Raw genomic sequence first — 16,780 nt, 5'->3', positions numbered from 1 at the left:
TCGCGACCCGGCTGTGTCAGTGGCCGCAGGTAGATTCGTCTTCAGGCCGGTGTGCCGCCCGCACGCGGTACGGGCCGGTCCTTCCCGACGATTGCAGGAGTGATTCGCGTGGATCGTGTCGCGCTGCGCGGCCTCAAGGCCCGCGGGCACCACGGTGTGTTCCCCAAGGAGCGCGAGGAGGGTCAGACCTTCATCGTGGACCTCGTCCTCGGGCTGGACACCCGGCCGGCCGCGGCGGACGACGACCTGACGAAGACCGTGCACTACGGCATCGTGGCCGAAGAGGTCGTGGCCGTGGTCGAGGGCGAGCCGGTGAACCTCATCGAGACGCTCGCCGAGCGGATCGCGCGAACCTGCCTGAAGCACGAAGGGGTCCAGCAGGTCGAGGTCGCCGTCCACAAGCCGGACGCGCCGATCACCGTCCCCTTCGACGACGTGACCGTCACCATCACCCGGAGCCGAGTATGACCCGACCTTTCCTCCAGGGTCACAGCGACCCGACCGTCCAGCCGGTGCCCGCCTCTGTCGTCGAGCAGGTCGACGCCGCCGACACGACCCTGCAGAACCCGAAGTGGGCCGTCATCTCCATCGGCGCCAACCTCGGCAACCGCCTGGAGACCCTCCAGGGCGCGGTCGACGCGCTGGAGGACACCCCGGGAGTGCGCGTCAAAGCGGTCTCCCCGGTCTACGAGACCGAGCCGTGGGGCGTCGAGCCCGGCAGCCAGCCGTCGTACTTCAACGCGGTCGTGGTCCTGAAGACCACCCTGCCCCCTTCCTCCCTGCTGGAGCGGGCCCACGCCGTCGAGGAGGCCTTCATGCGGGTCCGCGACGAGCGCTGGGGCCCGCGCACGCTGGACGTCGACATCGTCGCCTATGCCGACGTCACCTCCGACGACCCGCAGCTCACCCTGCCCCACCCGCGCGCCCACGAGCGCGCCTTCGTGCTCGCGCCCTGGCACGACGTGGACCCGCAGGCCCAGCTGCCCGGCCGCGGCTCGGTGGCCGATCTGCTGTCGGCCGTCACGCGCGCGGGCGTGGAGCCTCGCAAGGACCTGGAACTCCGACTGCCCGAATAGTCGTTAAGGTCAAGACGACAAGGTCGACACGACCACGGTCCGGGTCGGTCCGGGGGAGCTGAAGGGACACCGTGAGAGAGCTGCGCATCAGGGTGCTGGCCGGCGTGTTCGTCGTGGCCGGAGTCCTGTCCTGGGCGGGCGCCCGCCTCTGGAACTCGATCGGGACCCTCCCGAGCGTCCCCCTGGCCGCTCCCATCGTGCTGGCCCTGATCGCCGGGGTCCTGCTCGCGACGGCGCTCTCGCTGCGCGCCCGGCTGAAGGCCCAGCGCGAGCGCCGCCCCGGCGCCAAGGGGGTCGACCCGCTGATGGCCGCCCGAGCGGTCGTCTTCGGCCAGGCCAGCGCTCTGGTCGCGGCCCTCGTCGCCGGCATGTACGGCGGCACGGGCGTCTTCCTGCTGGAGCTGCTGGACATCCCGGTCCGCCGCGACCAGGCCATCTACGCCGGTTTCTCGGTCCTGGCGGGCATCGCGGTGATAGTGGCGGCCCTGTTCCTGGAGCGCGTGTGCAAGCTCCCGGACGACGAGGACCAGAACCACCCGGGAGCGGAACCGGCGGCCTGACCGCGGCGGCGCTCAGCGAGCTCAGCGAGCTCAGCGCGCCATGATCAGGCTCATGGCCTCGTTCCGTGTGGCGACGTCCCGCAGCTGACCGCGGACGGCCGACGTTATGGTCTTCGCCCCCGGCTTGCGGATACCGCGCATGGACATGCACATGTGCTCGCACTCCACGACCACGATCACGCCCCGGGGCTCCAGGATCTCCATCAGGGAGTCCGCGATCTGCGTCGTGAGCCGCTCCTGCACCTGCGGGCGGCGGGCGTAGACGTCCACGAGCCGGGCCAGCTTGGACAGCCCCGTGATCTTTCCGGACGTCGACGGGATGTATCCGACGTGAGCGACGCCCCGGAACGGCACCAGGTGGTGCTCACAGGTCGAGTACACCTCGATGTCCTTCACGAGCACCATCTCGTCGTGCCCGATGTCGAACGTCGTCGTCAGGACGTCCTCCGGCTGCTGCCACAGCCCCGAGAAGATCTCCTTGTACGCCCGCGCCACCCGGCCCGGGGTCTCACGCAGGCCCTCGCGGTCCGGGTCCTCACCGACCGCGATCAGCAGTTCCCGTACGGCGTTCTCGGCGCGCTTCTCGTCGAACTCGCCGATGCGTCCCTCACCGTCCAGCGTCACGGGGTCGGTCATCTGGTGCCTCGCTCCTGTCGTCCACATGCGTGCATAAGGAAAATGCCGCGCCCCCCAGGCTAGAACCCTGGGGGGCGCGGCATTCATTCCGGGCCGGTTGGCCGAAACCCGATCAGCTCTCGGGGCGGTCCTCCGGGGTCTGCTCCGTCACCGGGGCGGACTCCGACGCCGTGGACTTGACCGTGCTGATCGCGGCCGTCGCGCCGTTCGCACCGTTGGTCAGCGCCAGCTCCTTCGGGGAGAGCACCGGCGGGCGGGTGGACGGGGTGCGGCGCGAGGAGCCGGTCCAGGCGGGCCGCGGCGGGCGCTTGACGATCGGGGCGAAGATCTCGGCGATCTCCTCCTTGCCCAGGGTCTCCTTCTCCAGCAGGTGAAGGACGAGCTGGTCGAGCACGTCGCGGTTCTCGACCAGGATCTCCCAGGCCTCGTTGTGCGCGTTCTCGATGAGCTTCTTGACCTCTTCGTCGACCAGCGCGGCGACCTCTTCCGAGTAGTCGCGCTGGTGAGCCATCTCACGACCGAGGAACGGCTCGCTGTTGTCGCCGCCGAACTTGATCGCGCCGAGCCGCTCGGTCATGCCGTACTGCGTGACCATCGCGCGGGCCAGGTTGGTGGCCTTCTCGATGTCGTTCGCGGCGCCGGTGGTCGGGTCGTGGAAGACCAGTTCCTCGGCCGCGCGGCCGCCCAGCATGTAGCCGAGCTGGTCGAGCATCTCGTTGCGCGTGGTCGAGTACTTGTCCTCGTCGGGCAGGACCATCGTGTAGCCGAGGGCTCGGCCGCGGGACAGGATCGTGATCTTGTGGACCGGGTCGGAGTTCGGCGAGGCCGCCGCGACCAGGGCGTGACCGCCCTCGTGGTACGCGGTGATCTTCTTCTCCTTGTCCGACATGATCCGGGTCCGCTTCTGCGGGCCCGCGACCACGCGGTCGATCGCCTCGTCCAGCGCCTTGTTGTCGATCAGCTTCTGGTCGCCACGGGCGGTGAGCAGCGCGGCCTCGTTCAGCACGTTCGCGAGGTCGGCACCGGTCATGCCCGGGGTGCGGCGGGCGACGGCGGACAGGTCGACGTCGGGCGCGACCGGCTTGCCCTTCTGGTGAACCTTGAGGATCTCCAGACGGCCCTGCAGGTCCGGCGGGTCGACCGCGATCTGGCGGTCGAAGCGGCCGGGCCGCAGCAGCGCCGGGTCGAGGATGTCGGGCCGGTTGGTGGCGGCGATCAGGATGACGCCACCCTTGACGTCGAAGCCGTCCATCTCGACGAGCAGCTGGTTCAGGGTCTGCTCGCGCTCGTCGTGACCACCGCCGAGGCCGGCGCCGCGATGGCGGCCGACCGCGTCGATCTCGTCGACGAAGACGATCGCCGGGGCGTTCGCCTTGGCCTGCTCGAACAGGTCACGGACCCGGGAGGCACCGACACCGACGAACATCTCGACGAAGTCGGAACCGGAGATCGAGTAGAACGGCACGCCCGCCTCGCCGGCGACGGCGCGCGCGAGCAGCGTCTTGCCGGTACCCGGGCGGCCGTAGAGCAGCACACCCTTGGGGATCTTGGCGCCGACGGCCTGGAACTTGGCCGGCTCCTGCAGGAACTCCTTGATCTCGTGGAGCTCCTCGACGGCCTCGTCACAGCCCGCGACATCGGCGAACGTCGTCTTCGGGGTGTCCTTGGTGATGAGCTTGGCCTTCGACTTGCCGAAGTTCATCACCCTCGAGCCGCCGCCCTGCATCTGGTTCATCAGAAACAGGAAGACGACCACGATGAGGACGAAGGGCAGCAGGGAGAGCAGCACGCCGACGAACGGGTTCTGCTTGGATGGCGACACCGTGTAGCCGTCCGGGATCTGCTTGCTCTCGTACCTGGTCTGAAGGTTGGTGGCCAGCTGGCTGCCCTGCTGGTCGCCGACGTAGCTCGCCTGGATCTTCGAGCTGCCGTCGACCTTGTAGCCGTCCTTGAGCGTGACCTTGATGGTCTGCTCGTCGCCTGTGGTCAGCTTGGCCGACTGGGCCTTGTTCTCATTGATCGCCGCCACGACCTGGCCGGTGTCCACCGTCTTGTAGCCGCCGGACGAGCCGACGACCTGCATCAACACGACCACGGCAAGGACGGCCAGCACGATCCACATGACCGGCCCACGGAAGTATCGCTTCACGTCCATCCATACGGAGCGGTGTCGCCCCGTCCCTCCTGCCATAGTGAGTTTGATAAGACAGTTCTTCTGACGGTACCCCAGCGTCGCTGTGTCCGAAGCCGCACGAAGCGTTTCGAACGGCCGGGATGCCCGTCCTCGCATGCTTCAACGGCGCGGAACCCGCCGGGGTTCCCGATCGTCCTACAAGGCTTGAGCCGACTGGCTCACATTTCGGTTCAGCCGCCGTAGACGTGGGGCGCGAGCGTACCGACGAACGGCAGGTTGCGGTACTTCTCGGCGTAGTCGAGGCCGTAGCCGACGACGAACTCGTTGGGGATGTCGAAGCCGACCCACTCGACGTCGATCGCGACCTTCGCGGCGTCGGGCTTGCGCAGCAGCGTGCACACCTTCAGCGAGGCGGGCTCGCGCGAGCCGAGGTTGTTGATCAGCCAGGACAGGGTCAGGCCGGAGTCGATGATGTCCTCGACGATCAGGACGTGCTTCCCCTTGATGTCGGTGTCGAGGTCCTTGAGGATCCGTACGACACCGGAGGACTGGGTGCCCGCGCCGTACGAGGACACGGCCATCCAGTCCATGGTGACGGGGGTGGACAGCGCCCGGGCGAGGTCCGCCATGACCATCACCGCGCCCTTGAGGACGCCGACGATGAGCAGGTCCTTGCCCGCGTACTCCGCGTCGATCTTCGCGGCCAGCTCGGCCAGCTTCGCGTCGATCTCTTCCTTGGTGATGAGCACCTTCTCGAGGTCGGCACCCATGTCTTTCGCGTCCACCCGCATCACTTTCGGTCGTCCCGCACTTACGGCCCGGCGGCCGCCCCGGCCCGCCGGAGGATCGCTCCGCGAGGGGTCGGGATTCAGCCTTGCCGAATCACCAGTCTGCCACCCTGGCGCTGGGCGACGACTTTGCCCGGGAGATTGATGGCTCCCTGGCCGCGCCAGCCGGTGATCAGCCGGTCGACTTCCTCGATGTGACGGGCGAACAGCGCGCCGGCCGGGGCACCGGCCTCGATGGCGGCGCGGCGCAGGATGCGTCGGCGTACGGCGGGCGGGAGGGCGTACAGCTTGGCGCATTCCAGCAGGCCGGCGGCGTCCCGTACGGAGGTCTCGGCCTGGCTGGCCCAGGTGTCGAGGGCGTCGGCGTCGTCGCGGGAGAGCTGGGCGGTGCGGGCGAGCGCCTCCACGACGCCCTTGCCGAGGGCCTTCTCCAGGGCGGGCAGACCCTCGTGCCGCAGCCGGGAGCGGGTGTAGGCGGGGTCGGCATTGTGAGGATCGTCCCAAACGGGGAGGGACTGGACCATGCAGGCCTTGCGGGCGGTCTGCCGGTCGACCTGGAGGAAGGGGCGCCGGTAACGGCCGCCGGCCCCCGAGACCGCGGCCATGCCGGACAGGGAGCGGATGCCGGAGCCGCGGGCGAGGCCGAGCAGGACGGTCTCCGCCTGGTCGTCGCGGGTGTGGCCGAGCAGGATCGCGGCGGCGCCGTGCCGTTCGGAGACGGCGTCCAGGGCGGCGTAGCGGGCGTCACGGGCGGCGGCTTCCGGGCCGCCCTCGCGGCCGACGGTCACGGCGATCGACTCGACCGGGTCGAGGCCGAGGCCGCGCAGGCGCAGCACGACCTCGTCGGCGCGCAGGCCGGAGCCGGGCTGGAGGCCGTGGTCGACGGTGACGCCTCCGGCGCGCACGCCCAGTCTGGGCGCTTCGAAGGCGAGGGCGGAGGCGAGGGCCATGGAGTCGGCGCCGCCGGAGCACGCGACGAGGACGAGCGGGGAGGGGGGCCGCTCGGCCGTGCGGCTCGGCTTGCCCGAGATCGAGGTGTGGTCGTTGAGGATGTCGTGGAGGACGCGGCGGACCGCCAGGCGTATCGCCGCGACCGCAGGATGGGGACCCATGGTCGGTTCCCTTCATGAAGTTGTCGGGGGTGAGCCCGAGATCGGTCACTCAGAGTGTGTAGATGGTGACAGAATCGGGAGGTTCCCCGAGCATTGCACGCCTACGCAAGGCCGACGGTCCCTCGGACGGGTGATTGAAGGGGCGTTCGCCTGCCGCAGGCCGGATTCGTTTCACGACGTACCCGTCATGTTCACGACTCGGCCTTGCGGTGCACCCGCGCGACCCAGTCCGCCGGTTTGGCGATCTCGGCCTTGGTGGGAAGGGTGTTGGGCGAGGTCCACACGCGGTTGAAACCGTCGACGCCGACCTGCTCGACGACGGCTCGCACGAACCTCTCGCCGTCCCGGTACTGCCTCAGTTTGGCATCCAGACCCAGCAGCTTGCGCAAGGCGAGGTCGAGCCGGGAGGCGCCCTTGGCGCGGCGCTGCTGGAACTTCTCGCGGATCTCGGCGACGGACGGTACGACGCTGGGTCCGACGCCGTCCATGACGTAGTCGGCGTGGCCCTCCAGCAGGGACATCACGGCGGTGAGACGACCGAGGATCTCGCGCTGGGCGGGGGTCTGCACGAGCTCCACGAAGGAGCGGCCGCCGTCGTCCTCCTCACCCTCGGGGCGGCCCCCGGCGAGGGACTGGGCGGCCTCCCGGACGCGCTCCAGGAAGGTCATGGGGTCGACGTCGGTCTCCGCCAAGAACGACTGGATTTCGCCCTCGAGGTGGTCGCGCAGCCAGGGCACGGCGGTGAACTGCGTGCGGTGCGTCTCCTCGTGCAGGCACACCCACAGGCGAAAGTCGTGCGGTTCGACGTCGAGTTCGCGTTCGACGTGGACGATGTTGGGCGCGACGAGCAGGAGGCGGCCGCCCCCGTTCTCACCGGCGGGCAGCTCGCGGGTGGCCGGGGCGAAGGTCTCGTACTGGCCGAGGACCCGCGAGGACAGGAACGACAGCAGCATGCCCAGCTCGACGCCGGTGACCTTGCCGCCGACGGCGCCGAGGACCGCGCTGCCGGGGCTGCCGGTCCGCCGTTCCTGCATCTTCTCCAGCAGGGGCCTGAGGATCTCGCGGAAGCCGGCTACGTTGGCGCGGACCCAGCCGGGGCGGTCGACGACGAGGACGGGCGTGTCGTGGCTCTCCTCGGTGCCCATACGAGTGAAGCCCCGGACGTGTTCCTCCGAGGCTTTCGCGTGCCGGCGCAGCTCCGCGACGACCGCGCGTGCCTCGTCACGGCTGACGTCGGGGCCCGGCCGTACGAGCCGTGTCGCGGTCGCGACCGCGAGGTTCCAGTCGACCATCCCGGGAGATGTGGTGCCACCGAAGCCAGTCATGCGTCAACCGTACGTGAGCCTCCCCACTTGGGGCAGTGTCCGACGTCGGGTCAGGCACGCGCGCGTACTAGCCGCAACCGCACCCCGCCAGCGCCGTCGCCGTCCGGTCCAGGGCCGACTGGGCCTCCTGGGGGTCGGTCGTGCCGGAGGCCATGAAGGCGAAGGCCAGGAGGCGGCCGTCGCCGTCGACGACCGTGCCGGCCAGGGCGTTGACGCCGGTCAGGGTGCCCGTCTTGGCGCGGACGACGCCGGCCGCGCCGTCGGCGTAACGGCTGGTCAGGGTGCCGGTGAAGCCGGCGATGGGCAGGCCGGTGAGGACGGGGCGCAGGCCGGGGCGGGACGGGTCACCGGCCGTGACGAGGAGGCCGGTCAGAAGGTCGGCGGTCAGCCGGTCGTCACGGTCGAGGCCGCTGCCGTCGTGGAAGGACGCACCGGCCATCGGCAGGCCCAGCTTGGTCAGCCGCGCGGAGATCGCCCTGGCGCCGCCGTCGAAGCTGCCTGGCTGTCCGCTCGTGAGCGCGGTCTGCCGGGCCAGGGTCTCGGCGATGTCGTTGTCGCTGTTGGTCAGCATCCGCTCGACCACGTCGGACAGCGGCGGCGAGGAGACCGTGGCGAGGGTCTGCGCGCGCGTGGAGGCCTTCGAGGGGCCGGGGGGTGTCGTCGTGATGCCGGCGGACTTCAGGAACGTCGCGAACCTGGTCGCCGCGTCCACCGCGGGGTCGGCCACGCGCGGGGCCGGGCCGCTGGTGGAGTCGTTGGTACGGCCCTCGTCGGCGGTCAGGGCGCTGACCGGGGCGAGGTTGTCGTTGACGCCGATGCGGTGCAGGGCGGGGCCGGTGAAGAGGGTGGTGTCGTAGGAGAGCGTGATCGTGTGGATGCCGCGCTTCTTCAGTGCCTGCGCGGTGTCCGCCGCGAGCTGCCGCAGGCTGGCCCAGTTGTCGGCCTCCTTGTGGGCGGTCAGGGTCGGGTCGCCGCCGCCGACGAGGACGAGTTCGCGGGTGTCGGGTTCGAGGGCGGCGCGGGTGGTGAAGCGGTGGTCGGGGCCGAGGGCGGACAGGGCGGCGACCGCGGTGGCGATCTTGGTGGTGGAGGCGGGCGTGAGGGCCTGGCCGTCGCCGCTGCCGTACAGGCGCTTGCCGGTGGTGAGGTCGACGACGGCCGCCGCGTGGCCGGCGCCGAGCGCGGGGACGTCCAGGAGGGGCTCCAGGACGTCCGAGAGGGGCTTTCCGCCCGGGGCGGCCTTCTTGGTGCCCACGGCGTCCGTCGCGGCGCCCAGGCCCGTCAGGACGGGCGCGGCGCTCGGCGCGGGCAGTGGGGCCGCCTCGGCCGTACCGGAGTCGCCGTGATCTGCGCCACCTGAGCGCTCCAGAGCGATCGCCCGGTCCCGCTCGGCCGTACGCTGGCCGTCGGCGTCCCAGGGGCCGGCCGCGGTCACCACGCCGGCGGCGAGCGCGAGGCCGGCGGTGGCGGCGCCCGCGGTGTACTGCCAGGTCCTGACGGCTCGCGGACGGGGGAGGTGCGGGGACCGGGACACAAGGGCCCGCGTCAACCGCGCGACCCGCGGCCGCACGGCCGTCGCCGCCCGCGCCAGGCGCGGTCGTACGGCGTTCGCGATCCGCTTCATCTGCGGTCCTGCGGCCCGCCACGGCCTCGGCTCTGGCACGACCACCAGCCCCTTTCGCGATCACACACCTGCGTGAGGGACACTTAACCACCAGAACTATGTGCTGATCATGGAGGAGCCACCGGTGGAGTTCGACGTCACGATCGAGATCCCGAAGGGTTCGCGCAACAAGTACGAGGTGGACCACGAGACCGGTCGGATCCGCCTGGACCGTCGCCTCTTCACCTCGACCGCCTACCCGACCGACTACGGCTTCGTCGAGAACACCCTCGGCGAGGACGGCGACCCGCTGGACGCGCTGGTCATCCTGGACGAGCCGACCTTCCCGGGCTGCCTGATCAAGTGCCGCGCGATCGGCATGTTCCGCATGACGGACGAGGCGGGCGGCGACGACAAGCTGCTGTGCGTTCCGGCCACCGACCCGCGTGTGGAGCACCTGCGGGACATCCACCACGTGTCGGAGTTCGACCGCCTGGAGATCCAGCACTTCTTCGAGGTGTACAAGGACCTGGAGCCCGGCAAGTCCGTCGAGGGCGCCAACTGGGTGGGCCGCACGGACGCCGAGGCCGAGATCGAGCGGTCCTACAAGCGCTTCAAGGAGCAGGGCGGCCACTGAGCGAGCAGTCCAGCTTGACCGGGCCGTACGCGTGCGCGTGCGGCCCGTTCGCGCATCTGTGCGCATACTGAGGCCAGCGGAAGGAATTGTTCAGGGAGCGGTGCGAGGTGACGGAGGCGGAGGACCGCAAGCCCCGGTCGGACGAGGCGCGGTACGACCCGGAGATCACGTCCGAGTTCGCCATTCCCGAGGGCATCGAGGTCCCCGAGAGCGGCGGTGAGCCGGAGACCACGTCCGAGTTCGCCATGCCGGAGGGGCTTCGGACACCGGAGCCGCCGAGCGCCGAGCCGGAGGGGTCGGCGTTCACCACCCCGAGCACCTACAGCGCCGAGTACGCGCCGGCCGCGTTCACGCCGGCCACCGGGGTGCCGCTGGTCAGCCTCGTCAAGGACGCGCCGTGGCAGGACCGGATGCGCACGATGCTGCGCATGCCGGTGGCCGAGCGGCCCGCGCCGGAGCCCGTGCAGCGGCACGACGAGGAGGGCCCGGCGGTTCCGCGCGTGCTCGACCTGACGCTGCGTATCGGGGAGCTGCTACTGGCGGGCGGCGAGGGCGCGGAGGACGTGGAGGCCGCGATGTTCGCGGTGTGCCGCTCCTACGGCCTGGACCGCTGCGAGCCGAACGTCACCTTCACCCTGCTGTCCATCTCGCACCAGCCGTCGCTGGTGGACGACCCGGTCACGGCGTCGCGGACGGTACGGCGGCGGGGCACCGACTACACGCGGCTCGCGGCCGTGTTCCGGCTGGTGGACGACCTGACCGACCCGGAGACGCATGTCTCCCTGGAGGAGGCCTACCGGCGGCTGGCGGAGATCCGCCGCAACCGGCACCCCTACCCCGGCTGGGCGCTGACCCTGGCCAGTGGGGTGCTGGCCGGTGCGGCCTCCATCCTGGTCGGCGGTGACCTGATCGTGTTCGTCGCGGCGGCCGTCGGCGCGATGCTCGGCGACCGGCTGGCCTGGCTGTGCGCGGGGCGCGGGCTGCCGGAGTTCTACCAGTTCACGATCGCCGCGATGCCGCCCGCCGCGATCGGGGTGGCGTTCGCGCTGGCCCACGTCGACGTGAAGGCGTCCGCCGTGGTCACCGGTGGACTGTTCGCGCTGCTGCCCGGACGGGCGCTGGTGGCGGGCGTGCAGGACGGCCTGACCGGCTTCTACATCACCGCCTCCGCCCGCCTGCTGGAGGTCATGTACTTCTTCGTCGGCATCGTCACCGGTGTGCTGGTCGTCCTGTACTTCGGCGTGAAGGTCGGCGGCAAGCTGAACCCGGACGTGGCGGTCGTCATCAACGAACGGCCGCTGATCCAGATCGCCGCGTCCATGGTGCTGTCGCTGACCTTCGCGGTCCTGCTCCAGCAGGAACGTTCGACCGTGCTCTGGGTGACCCTCAACGGGGGCGTGGCCTGGTCGGTGTACGGCGCGATGCACTACGTCGGGGACATCTCGCCGGTGGCCTCCACGGCGGTGGCGGCGGGGCTGGTGGGCCTGTTCGGGCAGTTGCTGTCCCGCTACCGGTTCGCGTCGGCGCTGCCGTACACGACGGCGGCGATCGGACCGCTGCTGCCCGGCTCCGCCACGTATTTCGGGCTGTTGAACATGGCCCAGAACCAGGTGGACCAGGGGCTGGTGTCGCTGGCCAAGGCGGCGTCACTCGCCATGGCCATCGCCATCGGGGTCAACCTGGGGTCGGAGATCTCCCGGCTGTTCCTCCGGGTCGGCTCCGCCGGGAAGCGCCGGGCCGCCAAGCGGACCAGGGGGTTCTGAACGGCTCAGGGGTTGCGGTAGCCGTTCGGGTACGAGCTCTGGTCGTACCCGTTCTGGCCGTACTGGCTCTGGTCGTACTGCTGCTGCGGGTACTGCCCCTGGTCGTAGTACTGGTTGTCATAGCCCTGGTTCCAGTACTGCTGCTGCCCCTGCTGATGCTGGGGCTGCTGCTCCGGCTGCTGATGCTGGGGCTGCTGGTACGGCTGCTGCTGCTCGTACGGGTAGTCGTACGGCTGCTGCTCCGGCTCGATGCGGCGCAGCTGCGTCGTCGCGTCGTCCATCACCGGCTGGTGCTGGTACGCGGGCTGGGGCTGCTGGGGGACGGCCTGGGGCTCGGGGCGGGTGGCGGCCGCCTTCTTCTCCTTGCCGCGGGCCCGCAGGAACTCGATCGCGATCGGGACCACCGAGACGAGGACGATCAGGATCAGGATCGCCTCGATGTTGTTCTTGACGAAGGTGATGTTGCCCAGCCAGGAGCCGAGCAGGGTGACGCCCGCGCCCCACAGGGTGCCGCCGATGACGTTGAAGACCAGGAACGAGCGGTACTTCATGCCGCTGACGCCGGCGATGATCGGCGTGAACGTACGCACCACGGGCACGAAGCGGGCCAGGACCAGGGACTTCGGGCCGTACTTCTCGAAGAACTCGTGCGCCTTGGTGACGTTCTCCTGCTTGAACAGGCGCGAGTCCGGGCGGTTGAAGAGGGACGGGCCGACCTTCTTGCCGAACATGTAGCCCGCCTGGTCGCCGAGTATCGCGGCGAGGCAGATCAGGCCGACGGCTCCCCACAGCGGGAAGTTCAGCTGGTGCGAGGTGATCAGCAGGCCGCACGTGAACAGCAGCGAATCACCGGGCAGGAAGAAGCCGATGAGCAGGCCGGACTCGGCGAAGACGACGAGCAGCAGGCCCCAGATGCCGAACTTGTCGAGAAGGGTGTTGGGATCCAGCCAGCTCGGGCCGAGGGCGAGTGTCATCACGGGTCCGGGCTCCTGAGGGGGTGAAGGCGGTTGCGGCGGCAGAACGGCGCACTTCCCTGTGAGTGCCGCCCAAAGCTATCAACGTGAAGTGACCGCCCCAGGTTCCACCGGTGGCTCCAGGATGCGCTGTGGGACAACCGAGAGAAAGCTGTGACTCATGGGACTCGAAGACTACGGCGGCGGCCAGGGGCCCCAGCCGGACGTACTGGTCGTGACGACGAACGACGTGCCCGGATACCAGGTGCAGCAGGTGATCGGCGAGGTCTTCGGACTCACCGTGCGCTCGCGGCACCTCGGCAGCCAGATCGGCGCGGGGCTGAAGTCGATGATCGGCGGCGAGCTGAAGGGTCTCACCAAGACACTCGTGCAGACCCGCAACCAGGCCATGGAGCGCCTGGTGGAGCAGGCACGCGCGCGTGGCGCCAACGCCGTGCTGGCGTTCCGGTTCGACGTGACGGAGGCCGCCGACGTGGGCACCGAGGTGTGCGCGTACGGGACGGCGGTGGTCCTGGCCCGGGAGTGAACCCCGCGCACTCCCGGGCCGGGGCCGTCAGGCCGTGTGCCGGTCGGCGTTGGCGAGGATCGCGTCGCGCAGGTGTTCGGCGAGGCCCGGCCCCATGGCGTCGTAGTACGCCTTGAAGCGCTCGTCGGAGACGTACATCCCGGCGAAGCACCGGTGCAGTTCGTACGGCACCTCGAAGTACCACCGGGTCATGTGCTGCCGGTGCTCCTCGGCCAGGTCCATCGCGGCCTCACCGGCCGCGGGCTCGCCGGCGGCCACCAGGGCGGCGTACCGCTCCTGCCAGTCGTCGACCTCGGCCTTGATCCGCTTCCAGTCCTCCTTGGTGTAGGTGGCGGCGCGGCGCTGCGACTCGGCGTACACCTCCGTGTCGCCCCAGCGCTGCTCCGCCTCGTCGCGGTACTGCTCGGGGTCCTTGTCCCCGAAGACCTCGAACCGCTCCTCGGGGGTGAGTTGGATGCCCATCGTGCGTGCCTCCATGGCGTGCTCCACGGCCGCGGCCATCTTCTGCAGCTTCTCGATCCGGGCGGTCAGCAGGTCGTGCTGGCGGCGCAGGTGTGCGCTCGGGTCCACCGTCGGATCGTCGAGCAGGGCCGCGACCTCGTCGAGCGGGAAGCCGAGCTCCCGGTAGAACAGGATCTGCTGGAGCCGGTCGAGGTCGGCTTCGGTGTAGCGCCGGTGGCCGGCGTGCGTGCGCTCGCCGGGCACGAGCAGCCCGATCTCGTCGTAATGGTGCAGGGTGCGCACCGTGATCCCGGCGAACCCCGCGACCTGTCCCACGGAGTAGCTCACTTTCCGCTCCTTGTCGTCGGTACGCCCTCCACGCTGAGGCCTCACGTCACGTGAGGTGCAAGCCGGTTTCCGCTCGGGACGCCCGGGATGTTGCGGGTATTAAGTCCTGTTTGTCCCGTTTATGGTGACCCCGTGGCCCAGGAAACCGACGCGCGGCAGCCGCCGACCGCTTCCCCGGCCCCGGCACGCGCGCTGCTGCCGTTCATCCTGCCCGCCGTCGCGGTGGGCGTGGCCGCGGCCCTGGTCTTCGTCGGGGTGAGCGCGGCGGCGGAGAAGCTCCAGCATCTGCTGTGGGGGCCGCTGCCGGACGCGCTCGGGGTGGGCCGGTACTCGGTGGCGTGGATGTTCGCCGTGCTCGTGGCGTCCGGGATCGCGGTCGGACTGGTGGTCTGGAAGGTCCCGGGCCACGCCGGCCCCGACCCGGCCACCCTCGGGCTGGACGCCCCGGTCATGCCGCCGGCCGTGCTGCCGGGGCTGGTGCTGGCGAACGCGCTGATGCTGGCCGGCGGTCCGAGCCTCGGCCCGGAGAACCCGATCATCGCCGTGAACGTGGGCCTCGCGGTCTCGCTCGGCACGCGCCTGCTCCCCCGGACGCCGGACACGCTGTGGCCGGTGCTGGCCGAGGCGGCCACGATCGGCGCGCTGTTCGGCACGCCGGTGGCGGCGGCGCTGGTGGTCTCCGAGGCGCTGGCCGGCCGGCCGATGCGGGGGCGGCTGTGGGACAACGTGTTCGCGCCGCTGACCGCCGGGGCGAGCGGGGCCATGACGACGGCCCTGGTGGCCCGCCCGACCCTCGACCTGGGGCTGCCGGCGATGGGCCGTCCGCACCCGAAGGACCTGCTGGCGGGCCTGGTGATCGCCTCGGCAGCCGCGCTGCTCGGCATGGCCGCGGTGTACGCCTTCCCGTACGTCCACGCGGGCTTCCGACGGCTGCGGCACCCGATGCTGATGCTGCCGGCCGGCGGGGTCGTGCTCGGGGCGCTGGCGGCGCTCGGCGGTCATCTGACGCTGTTCAAGGGGCTGTCGGAGGTCGGCGAACTGGCCCGGAACCCGGAGGGCTGGTCGGCGGGGCGGTTCGCCCTGATGGCGGTGGTGAAGCTGGCCGCGCTGGTGGTCGCCGCGTCCTGCGGCTTCCGCGGCGGCCGTATCTTCCCCGCGGTCTTCGTCGGTGCGTCACTGGGTCTCGCCGCCCATGCGCTCGTTCCGGCCGTGCACCCCTCGCTGGGCGTGGCGACAGGCGTCCTGGGCATGCTCCTGGCGATCACGCGGCAGGGCTGGGTGAGCCTGTTCACCGCCGCCGTACTGGTGGCCTCGCCCACCATCCTCACCCTGCTGTGCGTCGCCTCGCTGCCGGCCTGGCTGCTGGTGACGGGGCGTCCGCAGATGCAGTTGCGGCCGGACGGCAGCCCGGTCCGCTGACACCTTCCCGTCCTTCCTGGAGGCACGTTTCATGGCCCTGCACCAAGGTCCCGAGAGGCATCAGAAGCGGGCGATGTCGGTCAACCCGTTCTACGGCGAGGCCAATCCCGTCGGCGGCATGACCGAGGCCCCGCCCACGCACCGGCTCCCGGACGGCCCGCTGGCCCCCTCCACGGCGTACCAGCTGGTGCACGACGAGCTGATGCTGGACGGCAACTCCCGGCTGAATCTGGCCACGTTCGTCACCACATGGATGGAGCCGCAGGCCGGGGTGCTGATGGCGGAGTGCCGTGACAAGAACATGATCGACAAGGACGAGTACCCGCGCACGGCCGAGCTGGAGCGGCGCTGTGTGGCGATGCTCGCCGACCTGTGGAACGCGCCGGACCCGTCGGCGGCGGTGGGCTGTTCGACGACCGGCTCCAGCGAGGCGTGCATGCTGGCCGGGATGGCGCTGAAGCGGCGCTGGGCCGGACGCAACGCCGACCGCTACCCGGGCGCCCGCCCGAACCTCGTCATGGGGATCAACGTCCAGGTGTGCTGGGAGAAGTTCTGCAACTTCTGGGAGGTGGAGGCCCGGCTGGTGCCCATGGAGGGCGACCGCTTCCACCTGGATCCGCAGGCGGCGGCCGAACTGTGCGACGAGAACACCATCGGGGTCGTCGGCATCCTCGGCTCGACCTTCGACGGCTCCTACGAGCCGATCGCCGACCTGTGCGCGGCCCTGGACGCCCTCCAGGAACGCACCGGGCTCGACATCCCGGTGCACGTGGACGGCGCGTCCGGCGGCATGGTGGCGCCCTTCCTGGACGAGGACCTGGTGTGGGACTTCCGCCTGCCGCGCGTGGCCTCCATCAACACCTCCGGGCACAAGTACGGGCTGGTGTACCCGGGCGTCGGCTGGGCGCTGTGGCGGGACGCGGAGGCGCTGCCGGAGGAGCTGGTGTTCCGGGTCAACTACCTGGGCGGCGACATGCCGACCTTCGCGCTGAACTTCTCCCGGCCCGGCGCGCAGGTGGTCGCGCAGTACTACACGTTCCTGCGGCTCGGCCGCGAAGGCTACCGGGCGGTCCAGCAGTCGACCCGGGACGTGGCGCGCTCACTGGCCGGGCGCATCGGGGAACTGGGCGACTTCCGGCTGCTCACACACGGCGACGAGCTGCCGGTGTTCGCGCTGACCACGGCCGACGACGTCACGTCGTACGACGTCTTCGACGTCTCGCGGAGGCTGCGCGAGAGCGGCTGGCTGGTGCCCGCGTACACCTTCCCGGAGAACCGGCAGGACCTGTCCGTCCTGCGGGTCGTGTGCCGCAACGGCTTCTCCCACGACCTGGCCGACCTGTTCCTGGCCGACCTGACCCGCCTGCTGCCCGAACTGCGCCGGCAGCCGCACCCCCTGACCCGGGACAAGGAGGCGGCGACCGGCTTCCATCACTAG

At 70.5% G+C, this 16,780-nt stretch carries 16 protein-coding genes; 8 read left to right on the top strand and 8 right to left on the bottom strand.

Going from position 1 to position 16,780, the window contains the following annotated elements:
• Nucleotides 1-108: 108 nt before the first annotated feature.
• The 3 genes from folB (at nucleotide 109) to ACH47Z_RS19855 (ending at nucleotide 1,636) form a co-directional block, all read left to right on the top strand.
• Entirely contained in the window at nucleotides 109-468 is a 360-nt protein-coding gene (gene folB, locus ACH47Z_RS19865) for a dihydroneopterin aldolase (RefSeq protein ID WP_399075262.1), read from the top strand.
• Nucleotides 465-1,076 carry a 2-amino-4-hydroxy-6-hydroxymethyldihydropteridine diphosphokinase gene (gene folK / locus ACH47Z_RS19860; RefSeq protein ID WP_399075260.1) on the top strand — a complete coding sequence of 204 codons (612 nt, stop codon included), beginning with the start codon at nucleotides 465-467 and terminating at the stop codon, nucleotides 1,074-1,076. Before folB ends, folK begins: the two co-directional genes overlap by 4 nt.
• Before the next feature lie 71 nt (nucleotides 1,077-1,147).
• The gene (locus ACH47Z_RS19855; protein WP_399075258.1) at nucleotides 1,148-1,636 is read left to right on the top strand and encodes a DUF3180 domain-containing protein; all 489 of its coding nucleotides are present in this window, start codon (nucleotides 1,148-1,150) and stop codon (nucleotides 1,634-1,636) included.
• Between the two features lie 30 nt (nucleotides 1,637-1,666).
• On the opposite strand, the gene folE is transcribed toward ACH47Z_RS19855, so the two are convergent.
• The 6 genes from folE to dacB all read right to left on the bottom strand — a co-directional run bounded on the left by folE (nucleotide 1,667) and on the right by dacB (nucleotide 9,255).
• The gene (gene folE, locus ACH47Z_RS19850) at nucleotides 1,667-2,272 is read right to left on the bottom strand and encodes a GTP cyclohydrolase I FolE (RefSeq protein ID WP_399075256.1); all 606 of its coding nucleotides are present in this window, start codon (nucleotides 2,270-2,272) and stop codon (nucleotides 1,667-1,669) included.
• Nucleotides 2,273-2,384: 112 nt separating this feature from the next.
• Nucleotides 2,385-4,427: an ATP-dependent zinc metalloprotease FtsH gene (gene ftsH, locus ACH47Z_RS19845; RefSeq protein WP_399075254.1), complete on the bottom strand. Its 2,043-nt coding sequence runs from the start codon at nucleotides 4,425-4,427 to the stop codon at nucleotides 2,385-2,387.
• Nucleotides 4,428-4,636: 209 nt separating this feature from the next.
• Nucleotides 4,637-5,197 (bottom strand): hypoxanthine phosphoribosyltransferase, encoded by a 561-nt coding sequence (gene hpt, locus ACH47Z_RS19840; RefSeq protein ID WP_225097220.1) that lies wholly within the window; start codon nucleotides 5,195-5,197, stop codon nucleotides 4,637-4,639.
• A 77-nt stretch (nucleotides 5,198-5,274) separates the two neighbouring features.
• On the bottom strand, nucleotides 5,275-6,306 hold the full coding sequence (gene tilS / locus ACH47Z_RS19835; protein ID WP_399075252.1) for a tRNA lysidine(34) synthetase TilS: 1,032 nt from the start codon (nucleotides 6,304-6,306) through the stop codon (nucleotides 5,275-5,277).
• 191 nt (nucleotides 6,307-6,497) lie between these two features.
• The gene (locus ACH47Z_RS19830) at nucleotides 6,498-7,631 is read right to left on the bottom strand and encodes a zinc-dependent metalloprotease (protein ID WP_399075250.1); all 1,134 of its coding nucleotides are present in this window, start codon (nucleotides 7,629-7,631) and stop codon (nucleotides 6,498-6,500) included.
• A 67-nt stretch (nucleotides 7,632-7,698) separates the two neighbouring features.
• Nucleotides 7,699-9,255, bottom strand: a complete 1,557-nt coding sequence (dacB, locus tag ACH47Z_RS19825) for a D-alanyl-D-alanine carboxypeptidase/D-alanyl-D-alanine-endopeptidase (protein WP_399075248.1) — start codon at nucleotides 9,253-9,255, stop codon at nucleotides 7,699-7,701.
• Between the two features lie 124 nt (nucleotides 9,256-9,379).
• Between dacB and ACH47Z_RS19820 the strand changes: the two genes are divergently transcribed.
• On the top strand, nucleotides 9,380-9,871 hold the full coding sequence (locus ACH47Z_RS19820) for an inorganic diphosphatase (RefSeq protein WP_031115900.1): 492 nt from the start codon (nucleotides 9,380-9,382) through the stop codon (nucleotides 9,869-9,871).
• 107 nt (nucleotides 9,872-9,978) lie between these two features.
• Nucleotides 9,979-11,634 (top strand): threonine/serine exporter ThrE family protein, encoded by a 1,656-nt coding sequence (locus tag ACH47Z_RS19815; protein ID WP_399075246.1) that lies wholly within the window; start codon nucleotides 9,979-9,981, stop codon nucleotides 11,632-11,634.
• Nucleotides 11,635-11,639: 5 nt separating this feature from the next.
• On the opposite strand, the gene ACH47Z_RS19810 is transcribed toward ACH47Z_RS19815, so the two are convergent.
• The gene (locus ACH47Z_RS19810; RefSeq protein WP_399075244.1) at nucleotides 11,640-12,611 is read right to left on the bottom strand and encodes a VTT domain-containing protein; all 972 of its coding nucleotides are present in this window, start codon (nucleotides 12,609-12,611) and stop codon (nucleotides 11,640-11,642) included.
• A gap of 157 nt (nucleotides 12,612-12,768) precedes the next feature.
• Between ACH47Z_RS19810 and ACH47Z_RS19805 the strand changes: the two genes are divergently transcribed.
• Nucleotides 12,769-13,134, top strand: coding sequence for a YbjQ family protein (locus ACH47Z_RS19805; protein WP_399075242.1), 366 nt, complete (start codon nucleotides 12,769-12,771; stop codon nucleotides 13,132-13,134).
• Nucleotides 13,135-13,161: 27 nt separating this feature from the next.
• Here the strand turns inward: ACH47Z_RS19805 and ACH47Z_RS19800 are convergent, their stop codons facing one another.
• Nucleotides 13,162-13,923, bottom strand: coding sequence for a MerR family transcriptional regulator (locus ACH47Z_RS19800; RefSeq protein ID WP_399075240.1), 762 nt, complete (start codon nucleotides 13,921-13,923; stop codon nucleotides 13,162-13,164).
• A 132-nt stretch (nucleotides 13,924-14,055) separates the two neighbouring features.
• Here ACH47Z_RS19800 and ACH47Z_RS19795 point away from each other — a divergent pair, with 132 nt between their 5' ends.
• A complete protein-coding gene (locus ACH47Z_RS19795) occupies nucleotides 14,056-15,342 on the top strand; it encodes an ion channel protein (protein WP_399075239.1) in 1,287 nt (428 codons plus the stop codon).
• Nucleotides 15,343-15,373: 31 nt separating this feature from the next.
• Complete coding sequence (locus ACH47Z_RS19790; protein WP_399075237.1) at nucleotides 15,374-16,780, top strand: glutamate decarboxylase; 1,407 nt, start codon at nucleotides 15,374-15,376, stop codon at nucleotides 16,778-16,780.

It is taken from the genome of Streptomyces sp. NPDC020192 (assembly GCF_044388685.1).
GTDB lineage: Bacteria > Actinomycetota > Actinomycetes > Streptomycetales > Streptomycetaceae > Streptomyces.
The sequence above is the reverse complement of the archived record's forward strand: the minus strand, read 5'-3'. Positions and strand labels throughout refer to the sequence as shown.

What these genes read in the sequence shown, in the direction of transcription:
- folK (WP_399075260.1), top strand. Translation starts at nt 465, where the DNA reads ATGACCCGACCTTTCCTCCAGGGTCACAGCGACCCGACCGTCCAGCCG.
- folE (WP_399075256.1), bottom strand. Translation starts at nt 2,272, where the DNA reads ATGACCGACCCCGTGACGCTGGACGGTGAGGGACGCATCGGCGAGTTC.
- ftsH (WP_399075254.1), bottom strand. Translation starts at nt 4,427, where the DNA reads ATGGACGTGAAGCGATACTTCCGTGGGCCGGTCATGTGGATCGTGCTG.
- hpt (WP_225097220.1), bottom strand. Translation starts at nt 5,197, where the DNA reads ATGCGGGTGGACGCGAAAGACATGGGTGCCGACCTCGAGAAGGTGCTC.
- tilS (WP_399075252.1), bottom strand. Translation starts at nt 6,306, where the DNA reads ATGGGTCCCCATCCTGCGGTCGCGGCGATACGCCTGGCGGTCCGCCGC.
- ACH47Z_RS19830 (WP_399075250.1), bottom strand. Translation starts at nt 7,631, where the DNA reads ATGACTGGCTTCGGTGGCACCACATCTCCCGGGATGGTCGACTGGAAC.
- dacB (WP_399075248.1), bottom strand. Translation starts at nt 9,255, where the DNA reads ATGAAGCGGATCGCGAACGCCGTACGACCGCGCCTGGCGCGGGCGGCG.
- ACH47Z_RS19805 (WP_399075242.1), top strand. Translation starts at nt 12,769, where the DNA reads ATGGGACTCGAAGACTACGGCGGCGGCCAGGGGCCCCAGCCGGACGTA.
- ACH47Z_RS19790 (WP_399075237.1), top strand. Translation starts at nt 15,374, where the DNA reads ATGGCCCTGCACCAAGGTCCCGAGAGGCATCAGAAGCGGGCGATGTCG.